11 protein-coding genes are annotated in these 12,083 nt (G+C 73.5%); 6 read left to right on the forward strand and 5 right to left on the reverse strand.

All coding sequences use genetic code 11. The features are described from left to right. The first annotated feature begins 42 nt into the window (after positions 1 to 42). Genes AB0K17_RS20930 through AB0K17_RS20940 form a run of 3 tightly spaced genes read left to right on the forward strand, consistent with a single transcriptional unit; the run spans position 43 to position 3,702 of the window. Positions 43 to 2,283, forward strand: coding sequence for an RNA degradosome polyphosphate kinase (locus AB0K17_RS20930; protein WP_365983814.1), 2,241 nt, complete (start codon positions 43 to 45; stop codon positions 2,281 to 2,283). Beyond that, entirely contained in the window at positions 2,264 to 3,289 is a 1,026-nt protein-coding gene (locus AB0K17_RS20935) for a CHAD domain-containing protein (protein WP_365967350.1), read from the forward strand. Before AB0K17_RS20930 ends, AB0K17_RS20935 begins: the two co-directional genes overlap by 20 nt. Next, the gene (locus AB0K17_RS20940; RefSeq protein WP_365983815.1) at positions 3,286 to 3,702 is read left to right on the forward strand and encodes an NUDIX hydrolase; all 417 of its coding nucleotides are present in this window, start codon (positions 3,286 to 3,288) and stop codon (positions 3,700 to 3,702) included. The genes AB0K17_RS20935 and AB0K17_RS20940 overlap by 4 nt, the downstream gene beginning before the upstream one ends. 152 nt (positions 3,703 to 3,854) lie before the next feature. Here the strand turns inward: AB0K17_RS20940 and AB0K17_RS20945 are convergent, their stop codons facing one another. Both AB0K17_RS20945 and AB0K17_RS20950 read right to left on the reverse strand, forming a co-directional pair. Then, positions 3,855 to 4,649 (reverse strand): class I SAM-dependent methyltransferase, encoded by a 795-nt coding sequence (locus AB0K17_RS20945; protein WP_365983816.1) that lies wholly within the window; start codon positions 4,647 to 4,649, stop codon positions 3,855 to 3,857. Then, entirely contained in the window at positions 4,642 to 5,319 is a 678-nt protein-coding gene (locus tag AB0K17_RS20950) for a FadR/GntR family transcriptional regulator (RefSeq protein ID WP_365983817.1), read from the reverse strand. The genes AB0K17_RS20945 and AB0K17_RS20950 overlap by 8 nt, the downstream gene beginning before the upstream one ends. A 181-nt stretch (positions 5,320 to 5,500) precedes the next feature. Here AB0K17_RS20950 and mshA point away from each other — a divergent pair, with 181 nt between their 5' ends. Further along, positions 5,501 to 6,862, forward strand: a complete 1,362-nt coding sequence (gene mshA / locus AB0K17_RS20955) for a D-inositol-3-phosphate glycosyltransferase (RefSeq protein WP_365983818.1) — start codon at positions 5,501 to 5,503, stop codon at positions 6,860 to 6,862. Further along, a complete protein-coding gene (locus tag AB0K17_RS20960) occupies positions 6,855 to 7,355 on the forward strand; it encodes a YbjN domain-containing protein (RefSeq protein ID WP_365967355.1) in 501 nt (166 codons plus the stop codon). The genes mshA and AB0K17_RS20960 overlap by 8 nt, the downstream gene beginning before the upstream one ends. Before the next feature lie 31 nt (positions 7,356 to 7,386). Here the strand turns inward: AB0K17_RS20960 and AB0K17_RS20965 are convergent, their stop codons facing one another. Then, complete coding sequence (locus AB0K17_RS20965; protein ID WP_365967356.1) at positions 7,387 to 8,685, reverse strand: MFS transporter; 1,299 nt, start codon at positions 8,683 to 8,685, stop codon at positions 7,387 to 7,389. 138 nt (positions 8,686 to 8,823) lie between these two features. On the opposite strand from AB0K17_RS20965, the gene AB0K17_RS20970 reads away from it, so the two are divergent. Beyond that, positions 8,824 to 9,585, forward strand: a complete 762-nt coding sequence (locus tag AB0K17_RS20970) for a phosphoglyceromutase (RefSeq protein ID WP_344432537.1) — start codon at positions 8,824 to 8,826, stop codon at positions 9,583 to 9,585. 413 nt (positions 9,586 to 9,998) lie between these two features. On the opposite strand, the gene AB0K17_RS20975 is transcribed toward AB0K17_RS20970, so the two are convergent. Continuing rightward, positions 9,999 to 11,042: a LuxR C-terminal-related transcriptional regulator gene (locus tag AB0K17_RS20975; RefSeq protein WP_365983819.1), complete on the reverse strand. Its 1,044-nt coding sequence runs from the start codon at positions 11,040 to 11,042 to the stop codon at positions 9,999 to 10,001. 34 nt (positions 11,043 to 11,076) lie between these two features. Beyond that, positions 11,077 to 12,078, reverse strand: coding sequence for a 2,3-diaminopropionate biosynthesis protein SbnB (gene sbnB / locus AB0K17_RS20980; RefSeq protein ID WP_365983830.1), 1,002 nt, complete (start codon positions 12,076 to 12,078; stop codon positions 11,077 to 11,079). Between the last annotated feature and the right edge of the window lie 5 nt (positions 12,079 to 12,083).

Here is a 12,083-nt window from a genome sequence, read left to right on the forward strand (position 1 = left end):
CCGGACGCGCCCGACCGGCCCGAGGCGCGGAACAATGAAGGTATGAGCCAGCCGTCGAGGATCCCGGCCCCGGACACCACGACCGACTCGGTGGGCTTCATCGCCGCCCACCGGCCCAACGCGGCCGTCGTCGCCGGCGTGCCCCAGGTGGGGGCCGACCTCGACGCCTTCGGGATCAAGGAGCTGCAGGCCACCGGCGAGGACAGCGCCGAGCCGCTGCCCGAGGGCCGCTTCCTGGACCGCGAGCGCAGCTGGCTCGCCTTCAACGAACGGGTGCTGGAGCTCGCGGAGGACCCCGCCACCCCCCTGCTGGAACGCGCCGGCTTCCTGGCGATCTTCGCCGGCAACCTCGACGAGTTCTTCATGGTGCGCGTGGCCGGCCTCAAGCGCCGCATCGCCACCGGCGTGGCCACCCGCTCCGCCTCCGGGCTGCAGCCGCGCGAGGTGCTGGAGCTGATCTGGACCCGCTCGCGCGAGCTCATGGCCCGGCACGCCGCCTGCTTCCAGCAGGACGTCGCCCCCGAGCTCGCCGACCAGGGCATCCACCTCATCCGCTGGCCCGACCTGACCGACAAGGAGCAGGGCCGGCTCTTCACCCTCTTCCGGCAGCAGATCTTCCCCGTCCTCACCCCGCTCGCCGTCGACCCCGCGCACCCCTTCCCGTACATCTCCGGGCTCTCGCTCAACCTCGCCGTCGTCGTGCGCAACCCCGTCAGCGGCCACGACCACTTCGCCCGTGTGAAGGTGCCGCCGCTGCTGCCGCGCTTCCTGGAGGCCTCCCCGCAGCGGTTCGTGCCGCTGGAGGACGTCATCGCGGCCCACCTGGAGGAGCTCTTCCCCGGCATGGAGGTGCTCGCGCACCACATGTTCCGGGTCACGCGCAACGAGGACCTGGAGGTCGAGGAGGACGACGCCGAGAACCTGCTGCAGGCGCTGGAGAAGGAGCTCATGCGCCGCCGCTTCGGCCCGCCCGTGCGCCTGGAGGTCGAGGAGACCATCGACCCCTACGTCCTCGACCTGCTGGTGCGCGAGCTGAAGATCTCCGACGCCGAGGTCTACCCGCTGCCCGGCCCGCTCGACCTGACCGCGCTGTTCGCCATCGCCTCCCTGGACCGGCCGGAGCTGAAGTACCCCAAGTTCGTCGCCGGCACCCACCGCGACCTCGCCGAGGTGGAGTCCGCCTCCCCGCCCGACATCTTCGCCGCCCTGCGCGAGCGCGACGTCCTGCTGCACCACCCGTACGACTCCTTCTCCACCTCCGTCCAGGCGTTCCTGGAGCAGGCCGCCGCCGACCCGGACGTGCTGGCCATCAAGCAGACGCTCTACCGCACCTCCGGCGACTCGCCCATCGTCGACGCCCTCATAGACGCCGCCGAATCCGGCAAGCAGGTGCTCGTCCTCGTCGAGATCAAGGCCCGCTTCGACGAGCAGGCCAACATCAAATGGGCCCGCAAGCTCGAAGAGGCCGGCTGCCACGTCGTCTACGGCCTCGTGGGCCTCAAGACCCACTGCAAGCTCTCCCTCGTCGTCCGGCAGGAGGGCGACACCCTGCGCCGCTACTCGCACGTCGGCACCGGCAACTACCACCCCAAGACCGCCCGCCTGTACGAGGACTTCGGCCTGCTGACCGCCGACCCACAGGTCGGCGCCGACCTGTCCGACCTGTTCAACCGGCTCTCCGGCTACTCGCGCCGCGAGACCTACCGGCGCCTGCTCGTCGCCCCCCGCTCCCTGCGCGACGGGCTCGTCCAGCGCATCGCCAGAGAAATCGCCCACCACCGCGCCGGCCGGCCCGCCTTCATCCGCATCAAGGTCAACTCCATGGTCGACGAGGCCGTCATCGACGCCCTCTACCGCGCCTCGCGCGCCGGCATCCCCGTCGACATCTGGGTACGCGGCATCTGCGCCCTGCGCCCCGGCGTCCCCGGACTGTCCGAGAACATCCGCGTCCGCAGCGTCCTCGGCCGCTTCCTCGAACACTCCCGCGTCTTCGCCTTCGCCAACGCCGGCGACACCGAAGTCTGGCTCGGCAGCGCCGACATGATGCACCGCAACCTCGACCGGCGCATCGAAACCCTGGTCCGCGTCACCGACCCCGCCCACCGGGCCTCCCTCGGCAAACTGCTCGAACTCGGCGTCTCCGACCACACCGCCTCCTGGCACCTGGGCCCCGACGGCGAATGGACGCGGCACGCCACCGACACCGACGGCCGGCCGCTGCGCAGCGTGCAGGAGATCCTCATCGACGCACGGAGGCGCCGGCGTGGCTCAGCTACCGCATGAAGCACCGGCGGCCCTCGCCGCAGGCACCGACACGACGACGAGCGCAGGAGAGGTCCTCTCCGGCTACCTCCACGCCCAGGCCGTCGAATTCCTGCGCAGCCTGCGCCTGCACGCCGACAGCGGCGCCGACGCCGAGGACGCCGGCGAAGCCGCCCGCCTGCTGCGCCGCTCCGCCCGGCGCATCGCCGGCACCCTGCACGTCTACCGGCCCCTGACCGACCCCACCTGGACCGATCAGCTGCGCGGCGAACTCGGCTGGCTCTGCGACGTCATCGGCCGCGAACACACCCACGCCGCACGGCTCGCCCGGCTGCGCGGCGCACTGCACCGGCTCGCCGGCGCGGGCGGGCCCGCCACCGTCGGCGCCGCCCGCGCCGGGGCCCTCCTCGACCGGCAACTCACCCTCGCCCGCACCCGCGCCCACTCCGCCGCCCTCCAGGCACTCGGCTCCGCCCGCTTCCACGCCGTCGCCGACGCCGTCGCCGTCCTGGCCTCCGAAGTGCCGCTCGACGCCGCCGCGCGCGAGACGCCCGCCGCGGCCGTCCTGCCGCGCCTGGCCGACCAGGCGCACCGGCGGCTCACCGACGCCGTCGAAGCCCTGCCGCTCGCCACCGCCGGCCGCCCCTACAACGCCGAAGCCCTGCTCCACGGCCTCGCCGCCACCGCCGCCGCGGACGCACCACCCGCCGAGACCCGGCAGGACGCGCCCTGGCACCAGGTACGACGCCTGGTGCGGCTGCGGCGGTACGCGCAGGAAGTCCTCGACGAGCAGGAACAGACCGAGGCCGAACCCTCCCTGTCCGTACGGCTGCTCGGCGCCGGCCAGGCCCTCGACCGCCACCGCGACGCCGCCGACGCCGCGGCGGCCGCCGCGTCCGCCGCCCGCACGCCGCGCATCGCCCCCGCCACGGCGTACGCGCTCGGCGTCCTGCACGCCGACCAACGGCACGAGGTGGAAGCCGCGCGCTACGCCTTCGGACGCATGTGGCAGAGGATCGTGCCGTGACGGCGCCCGTGGTGCGGGCGGCGGGGTGCGTGCTGTGGCGGCGTGCGGCCCTGCCCGGGGCGGTGGAGCTCGCTCTTGTGCACCGACCCAAGTACGACGACTGGTCGCTGCCCAAGGGCAAGCTCAAGCGCGGCGAGGACGCGCTGAGCTGTGCGCTGCGGGAAGTACTGGAGGAAACCGGGATGCGGTGCGAGCCGGGCCTGCGGCTGCCGGTGTCCCGCTACCTGGTGGACGGACGGCCCAAGGAAGTCCACTGGTGGGCGGCGGAGGCGGTGGGGGGCCGCTTCGTGCCCAGCCGCGAGGTGGACCGGCTGCTGTGGCTGGGGCCGGAGGCCGCGCGGTGGCGTCTGACGCACGACCGCGACCGGCCGCTGGTGGATGCGCTGCTGTCCGTGCTGGGTCTTCTCCCCTGACCCGCCCTTTCGCCGTTTCCGAGCGGGGCTCCGCCCCCTCGCACCCCCGGACCGCGCTCCGCGCGGTGGCCTCAAAATCCCCCAGCTACCGCTGGGAGGTGCCCCCAGCCGGGCTGGATTCGGCACCCGCGCCGCACCGCCCCGCGGCAGCGTTACGGCGTCGGGGCCAGGGCCTGCCACGTCAGCGTGAGCTCGCCCTGGCGCCAGCGCACCGGGCCGTCCACCACGGGCCAGTCGGTCCGGAGGGCCGACGCCGTGCGGATCCAGCGTTGGCGGGCGCTGAGCGCGCCGTAGGGGGCCGCCGCCGCCCACGCGCGGTCGAAGTCCCGCAGGAAGGTGTGCACCGCCTCCCCCGGCACGTTGCGGTGGATGAGCGCCTTCGGCAGGCGTTCGGCCAGGTCGGAGGGGGTGCCGAGGGACCCGAGGCGGGCGGCGAAGGTGATCGTGCGGGGTCCTTCGGGGCCGAGGGCCACCCATACGTGCCGGCGTCCGATCTCGTCGCACGTGCCCTCGACGAGCAGTCCGTCCGGTGCGAGCCGCCCGCACAGCCGTTGCCAGACGGCGGTGACCTCGTCCTCGTCGTACTGCCGCAGCACGTTGGCCGCGCGGATGAGCAGGGCCCGCCGGCCGGCGGGCAGGGGTACCTCGAAGCCGCCGTGGGCGAAGCCGAGGCCGTCGCGTTCGTAGGGCTTGGCCGCGGCGACCCGGGCGGGGTCGATCTCGATGCCGACGACTTCCGCGTCGGGGCGGACGGTGCGCAGGCGTCCGAGGAGTTCGACGGCGGTCCAGGGGGCGGCGCCGTAGCCGAGGTCGACGGCGACGGGGTCGGTGCTGCGGCGCAGTGCGGGGGCGTGGGCGGCGGTGATCCAGCGGTCCATGCGGCGCAGCCGGTTGGGGTTGGTGGTGCCGCGGGTGGCGGAGCCGACGGGGCGGGTGGTCCTAGCCATGGCAGGTACCGCCGTCCAGGGCCCGGCGGCCGGCCTCGGCGGGGTCGCCGGCGCGCAGGGCGGCGAGGAGGGTCTCGTGGCCGGCGGGGTCGGCGCCCTGGAAGCCGGGGGTGGCCCAGGCGCCGGTCGCGGCGGTGCGCAGGGGGCCGGTGAGATTGCGGTGGAGTTCGGCGAGGAGGGGGTTGCCGGAGGCGTCGGCGATGCCGCAGTGGAAGGCCCGGTCGGCTTCGCACCAGGCCTCGAAGTCGCGGGCGTGCCAGGCGGCGGCGCGCTGTTCGAGGGCGTCGTGCAGGGCGTCGAGGGTCGGCCCGTCGGCGCGTACGGCGGCGAGGCGGGCGGCCTGGACGTGGAGGCCCTCGCGGACTTCGCGCAGGTGGCCGAGGTCGCCGTCGCCGCAGAGGCGGGCGACGGCGCCGGAGAGTTCGCTGGTGGCGCGCACGTAGGTGCCGTTGCCGCGCCGGACCTCCAGGAGCCCGGTGTGGGTGAGGGCACGTACGGCCTCGCGGACGGTGCCGCGGGCGACCTGGAGCCGGCGCATCAGTTCGGGCTCGGGCGGGATGCGGGTGCCGACGGGCCAGTCGCCGGAGGCGATGCGGGCCCGGATGCGGTGGATGACCTCGTCGGAGAGGGCGGGGCGGCGCACCGGTCGGAGGGCCGGTTCCTTGCTCATGCGGCCAAGGTACCTTGACATCGGACGTCGGATGTTTGGCGGGCCGTGGATCGTGAGGTGGCGAGCCGCTTACGTCACTCTTTGGTAAACCGGGAAGGGAGACCGGCCTTCGGGACGTTGCCACCAGTCGACGGGGCGAGCAGCCGCAGGGAGAACCCCGCGGCGGACGGAGGAACAGACGGTGAGCCAGTACGCAGCCAGGCTCGGTGCGCGCCGCGGACGTACGCTCGGTTCCTTCGCCAAGCCGCCGCTGCGCCGCCTCGGCGCGCGGCGCCCGCGGCGGGTGGCCATGCTGAGCGTGCACACCTCGCCCCTGCACCAGCCCGGTACGGGCGACGCGGGCGGCATGAACGTGTACATCGTCGAGCTGGCCAAGCGGCTGGCCGAGCAGGGCATCGAGGTGGAGGTCTTCACCCGTGCCACCACCGCGGCCCTGCCGCCCACCGTCGAGCTCGCGCCCGGCGTGCTCGTCCGGCACATCGACGCCGGGCCGTACGAGGGGCTGGCCAAGGAGGAGCTGCCCGCCCAGCTGTGCGCCTTCACCCACGGCGTGATGCAGGCGTGGGCCGGCCACCGGCCCGGCTACTACGACCTCGTCCACTCCCACTACTGGCTCTCCGGCCACGTCGGCTGGCTCGCCGCCCAGCGCTGGGGCGTCCCGCTGGTCCACGCCATGCACACCATGGCCAAGGTCAAGAACGCCGCCCTCGCCGAGGGCGACACCCCCGAGCCCGCCGCCCGGGTGATCGGCGAGACGCAGATCGTGCGCGCCGCGGACCGGCTGATCGCCAACACCGAGGGCGAGGCCGGCGAGCTGATCCACCACTACGACGCCGATCCCGCGAAGGTCGCCGTCGTGCACCCCGGCGTGAACCTCGAACGCTTCCGTCCCGCCCCCGGCGGCCGGGCCGCCGCCCGCGAGCGCCTGGGGCTGCCCGCCGACGCCCTCGTCCCGCTGTTCGCCGGCCGCATCCAGCCGCTGAAGGCCCCGGACGTCCTGCTGCGGGCGGTGGCCGAGCTGCTGGACCGGGCGCCGGGGCTGCGCGGCCGGATCGTCGTGCCCGTCGTCGGCGGGCCCAGCGGCAGCGGCCTGGCCAAGCCGGAGGGCCTGCAGAAGCTCGCGGCCCGGCTCGGCATCGCCGACGTCGTCCGCTTCCATCCGCCGGTCGGCCAGGACGCCCTCGCCGACTGGTACCGGGCCGCCTCCGTCCTCGTCATGCCGTCCTACAGCGAGTCCTTCGGGCTGGTGGCCGTCGAGGCCCAGGCGTGCGGCACCCCGGTGGTCGCGGCCGCGGTCGGCGGCCTGCCGGTGGCCGTCGCGGACGGCCGCAGCGGCATCCTCGTTGAGGGCCACGACCCGGCCGACTACGCCAGTGCGCTCGCCCGCTTCGCCGACGACCCGGGGCTGACCGACCGCATGGGGCAGGCCGCGGCCCGCCACGCGCAGTCCTTCGGCTGGGACGCGGCGGCCGCCGCCACGGCCGAGGTGTACACCGCGGCGATGGGCGAGCGCAGGCGTCGCCTACGCTCGGCACATGTCTGATCGGACCACGCCCGCAGCGAAGGACGTCCTCGAGCGCACGCTGCGCGAGGCGGACCTGGAGTGGGAGAGCCCCGCCGACGGCACGTACGTCGTCAAGCTCCCCGGTACGCGCAAGCTGTCGACGACCGTCTCGCTGAAGGTCGGCCGGCACTCCCTGTCCGTCAACGCCTTCGTCGTGCGCTGCCCCGACGAGAACCACGCGGCCGTGCACCGGTGGCTGCTGGAGCGCAACACCCGGCTGTACGGGGTCGCGTACGCGATCGACCACCTCGGTGACGTCTACCTGGTGGGCCGGCTGCCGCTGGCGGCGGTGACCCCGGAGGAGATCGACCGGATCCTGGGCACCGTCCTGGAGCACGCGGACGGCAGCTTCAACACGCTGCTGGAGATGGGGTTCGCGGAGGCGATCCGCAAGGAGTACGCGTGGCGCACGGCGCGCGGGGAGTCCACGCGCAACCTGGAGGCGTTCTCCCGCCTGACCCGGGACGAGTGACCCGGGACGCGTGACGGGGGACGAGGCGGCGTCAGGCCGACGCCGCCTCGGCCTCCGGCCGGGTGGCCGGCTCCGGCGTGGCCGCCGGGGCGGCGGTGTCCTGCGCCGGCAGACCGCACATCAGGAGCCAGTAGCCGGCGGCGGCGAGCGCGCCGACCGCCGTGCACAGCGCCCACAGCACCTCCGCGCCGTAGTGGTCGATCAGCGTGCCGCCCACCAGCGGGGCGACCAGCGCGGCCACCGACCACGACAGCGAGTAGACGCCCTGGTAACGCCCGCGTCCCTGGGCGGGGGAGAGCCGCACGACGAGGCTCATCTGGGTCGGCGAGTTGATGATCTCGGCGAACGTCCAGACGACGACGGTCAGCATGTAGGCGCCGACCGAGCCGGCGAAGGCGGTCAGGCCGAAGCCGCAGCCGGCGAGCAGGGCCGAGACGGTCAGCAGCCGTCGCGGGTCGCCGTGCTCGATGAAGCGGGTGACGGGGATCTGCAGGGCCACGATCAGCACGCCGTTGACCGCGATGACCGCGCCGTAGTCGCCGGGGGAGAAGCCGTCGGCGCCCATGGCCACCGGCAGGGCGACGGTGTGCTGCATGAAGATGAAGGCCATCAGGAACGAGAGCCCGACCACCCCCATGAAGCGGCCGTCGCGCAGCACGGTGCCGAGGCTGACCGGGCGTTCGTCCGGTGTGCCACCGGCGCCGGTGTCGGCGGCGTCGGCGGCGGCGGTCTGCTCGGGCCGGGACTCGGGCAGCTTCCAGAACACCAGCAGGGCACAGGCGAGGGTCAGCGCGGCCTCGCCGAGGAAGCCGATCAGGTAGCTGTACGAGGCGACGACGCCGGCGGCCAGCGAGGAGAAGGCGAAGCCGAGGTTGATGGCCCAGTAGTTGAGCGCGAAGGCGCGGACGCGGTCCTCGGGCGGGACGATGTCGGCCATCATCGCCTGCACCGCCGGGCGGGAGGCGCTGGAGGCCATGCCGACGAGGAAGGCGACGGCGGCGATGGCCAGCGGGTGCTGCACGAAGCCGAGCAGGGCGACGGAGGCGGCGGTGGCCAGCTGGGCCACCAGCATCGTGGGCCGCCGGCCGAGCCGGTCGGCCATCACGCCGGCGCCGAGGGAGGCGACCACCCCGCCGAGGCCGTGCAGGGCGGCGACCAGGCCGGCGTACGAGGCGGAGTAGCCACGGTCGATCGTCAGATACAGGGACAGAAAGGTCGCGACGAAGGCGCCCAGTCGGTTGATCAGGGTCGACGTCCACAGCCACCAGAACTGCCGCGGCAGCCCCGACACGCTCTTGCGAGCGGCCATTCCGATACGTGCTACCGACATTTCCCGCGCCCCCGGATGTAAGTGGTACCAGCAGGGGCCGCACGTTACTGAAATGATCGTGTCCACGCCATTCAATTGACGATCGGCGTCAAACGTCCGGGGCGCGAGGCGCTCGGCCCGTCGATTACGCTCAAGGGCATGGCCGACGCACCGTACAAGCTGATCCTCCTCCGCCACGGCGAGAGCGAGTGGAACGCGAAGAACCTGTTCACCGGCTGGGTGGACGTCAACCTCAACGAGAAGGGCGAGAAGGAGGCACTCCGCGGCGGTGAGCTGCTGAAGGACGCCGGCCTGCTGCCCGACGTGGTCCACACCTCCCTGCAGAAGCGCGCCATCCGCACCGCGCAGATCGCCCTGGAGGCCGCCGACCGCCACTGGATCCCCGTGCACCGCTCCTGGCGGCTGAACGAGCGCCACTACGGCGCCCTGCAGGGCAAGGACAAGGCGCAGACCCTGGCGGAGTTCGGCGAGGAGCAGTTCATGCTCTGGCGCCGCTCCTACGACACCCCGCCGCCGGCCCTCGAGGACGGCTCGGAGTTCTCCCAGAGCGACGACCCGCGCTACGCGTCCATCCCCGGCGAGCTGCGCCCGCGCACCGAGTGCCTCAAGGACGTCGTCACCCGCATGCTGCCGTACTGGTACGACGGCATCGTCCCGGACCTGATCGCCGGCCGCACCGTCCTGGTCGCCGCGCACGGCAACTCGCTGCGCGCCCTGGTCAAGCACCTGGACGGCATTTCCGACGCCGACATCGCGGGCCTGAACATCCCCACCGGCATCCCGCTGGCCTACGAGCTCGACGCCGACTTCCGCCCGGTCACCCCCGGTGGCCGCTACCTCGACCCGGAGGCCGCCAAGGCCGCCATCGAGGCCGTGAAGAACCAGGGCAAGAAGAAGTAGATATTGCGATCATGCCTCCCACCTGCGCGTTTGGCGCGGGCGGGAGGCATTTTCCTGCCCTGGGTACAGGCAGAGCGGGCGCCGGGTGGTGCCCTCGACTGCTCTCAGAGCAGGCTGGCCAGCTGGTTGATCACGCCTCCGACGAGGGCGTGGAGCCCGACCACGGCCAGGCCCAAGAGCTGTCCGACAATGGGCAAGAGCATCGCTGCACTCCTGTCGTATGAGCCGCTCATCATTGCGGCCTGGTGGCCGGATCAACGACGCGCCGTCCGGCCGGACACGTCCCAGGACGGATAGGGACGGCTTTTCAGGCTGGGGGGCGCCTGCCTGCCTCCGGCGCCGGGAGCTCCACGCTCGGCCCGGGCGGTCGAGCGGACGGCTCACAACGCCACCGGTGGCCCCCTGCGGGGGCGTCACTGGTGGCCGAGCTCGTGCAGCAGGTAGCCGGCGCGCACCCGGGTGCGGGCGCCCAGGCGGTTCATGATCTCGGTGATGTGCCGCTGGCAGGTCCGCACCGACATGCCCATGCGGCGGGCGATGGCCTTGTCGTCCTCCCCGGCGATCAGCAGCCGGACGATGTCGGACTTCACGGCGTCCGAGGCGGCGATGGCCGGGCCGCGGCCCAGCTTGGCCGGGAAGGGCGTGGCCTGCGGCCACAACCGTTCGAAGGTGCCGGTCATGAAGTCGACGGTGCTGAGGTCCCGGACGAGCACCGCGCCGTGCGGGTCGTCGCGCAGCGGGATGACGGCGGTGTTCCGGTCGACGACCAGGACCGGTTCGATCCGGTCGCCCACGGTGCGCACCTCGGCGCCCAGGGCGGTCACCCGCTCGACGCGGGCGACCGCCGGCAGGCTGAACTGCGCGGTGTGCTGGCAGATGACCCGCAGCCGCACGCCGCGCGCGAGCGCCGCCTCGATACGCTCGGGGCACTCCCACGGGACGTCCTCCTGCCGTGCCCCGCCCGGCCGGGCGACGAGGATCTCCCGGGCCGCCCGGTCGATCAGGTGCTCGACACGGCCGCGGACGTCCGCCGGGCCGGTGATGATCTCCGTGCTCTCCCCGCGCAGCCGGTGCACGATCCCGTCGTGGTACAGCTCGGAGAGGGCGGAGAGCTCGCCGCGGACCTGCGCCAGCGCCTCCTGCAGTTCGGCGACCTTCCGTGCGGCGGGCTCCAGGACGTGCAGCTCGGCGCTGTCCGGGGAGATGGCGGTCAGCCGGGTGGGCTCGCCCTCCGCCCACCGCAGCAGGCGCAGCCGCAGCAGGACCCGGACGGACTCCGCGACGGCGTCCTCCGGGCGGCCGGTCAGCCGGACCAGCTCGCCCAGCGAGACGCTCGTGGTGCGCGTGGTGTGCTCGTAGATCTCCACGGCGCCCGGGTCCAGGGGCGCGAGCGCCGCGAGCTGCTGGATGTCCATCCTGGGGACCATCACGTCGATGTCCTGCGGGTTGGTCGTCACCCCTGTCCCTCCTGCCGTACCTCCTGCCAGCGGGCTACCAGCGCCTGGTCTCGCCGATGAAGTCCGGGATCTCGACGGCGGTGCCCCGGCGGCGGGCCTCGTGCAGGACGTGGTGGCCGACGGCGAGGTCGAGGATGCCCAGGCCGAACGGGGAGAAGACGGTGGGCCTGTCCGCATCGAGGGTGACGTTCCCCTGCAGCAGCGCGCCGAGGGTGCCGGTGATGAAGTCGCGGCCGCCGGTGAGCTGTTCGGCCAGGTGGGGCGCGGTCTGCGCCTTGAGGCAGTGGTCGACGTCGTCGACGACGTTGTTGCTGCGCAGCAGCAGTTCCGGGGCGAGGTCGCGCAGGGAGACGTTGAGCAGGACCTGCCCGGGCCGCAGCGCGGTGTCCGCGCTCACGTAGGGCGTCGCCGCCGTGGTGGCGAAGACCACCAGGTCGCGGGCGAGGACCTCGTCGAGCGTGCCGGTGGCGGCGGGCGCGCCCATGCGGGCCGTCGCGTGGGCGGTCAGGTGGCCGGCGCTGGTGGGGTCCAGGTCGTGCACCAGCACGTCCGCGACCTTCACGCCGCGGGCGTGGAGGTAGTCGACGATGGTGCGGGCGATGACGCCGGCGCCCACGACACCGAGCCGTACGGGCCCGCTCGTGGGGAGCAGTTCGGCCGCCGCGACGGCGGCGGAGGCGGCGGTGCGCACGGCGCTGATGCCCGCCGCCTCCAGGCAGGCGACCGGGTAGCCGGTGGCGTAGTCGTTGATCAGCAGCGTCGCCGAGGCGCGCGGCAGCCCCTGCAGGGTGTTGTCGGGGAAGCTGGCGATCCACTTCATGCCGATGGCGTCCACGTCGCCGCCGAGGTACGAGGGCAGGGCGATGACGCGGGCGTTGGGCTTGTCGGGGAAGCGCAGGAAGTAGCTGTCGGGGTTCACCGAGAGCCCCTGCTCGTGGGCGACGTAGGTGTCGGCGACGATGCGCAGGACGTCCTGGTGGGCGTCGGCGAGGATCGCGGAGACGGCCGCGCCGGGCACGACGGAGAAGTGGGACATGGAGC

Source organism: Streptomyces sp. NPDC049585 (assembly GCF_040675615.1).
In the GTDB taxonomy this organism is placed as follows: domain Bacteria; phylum Actinomycetota; class Actinomycetes; order Streptomycetales; family Streptomycetaceae; genus Streptomyces; species Streptomyces luteosporeus.

Coding starts and splice junctions, on each gene's coding strand:
- AB0K17_RS20945 (WP_365983816.1), bottom strand. CDS start 4,649: ATGGCTAGGACCACCCGCCCCGTCGGCTCCGCCACCCGCGGCACCACC.
- AB0K17_RS20965 (WP_365967356.1), bottom strand. CDS start 8,685: ATGTCGGTAGCACGTATCGGAATGGCCGCTCGCAAGAGCGTGTCGGGG.
- AB0K17_RS20970 (WP_344432537.1), top strand. CDS start 8,824: ATGGCCGACGCACCGTACAAGCTGATCCTCCTCCGCCACGGCGAGAGC.
- AB0K17_RS20960 (WP_365967355.1), top strand. CDS start 6,855: ATGTCTGATCGGACCACGCCCGCAGCGAAGGACGTCCTCGAGCGCACG.
- sbnB (WP_365983830.1), bottom strand. CDS start 12,078: ATGTCCCACTTCTCCGTCGTGCCCGGCGCGGCCGTCTCCGCGATCCTC.
- AB0K17_RS20950 (WP_365983817.1), bottom strand. CDS start 5,319: ATGAGCAAGGAACCGGCCCTCCGACCGGTGCGCCGCCCCGCCCTCTCC.
- AB0K17_RS20930 (WP_365983814.1), top strand. CDS start 43: ATGAGCCAGCCGTCGAGGATCCCGGCCCCGGACACCACGACCGACTCG.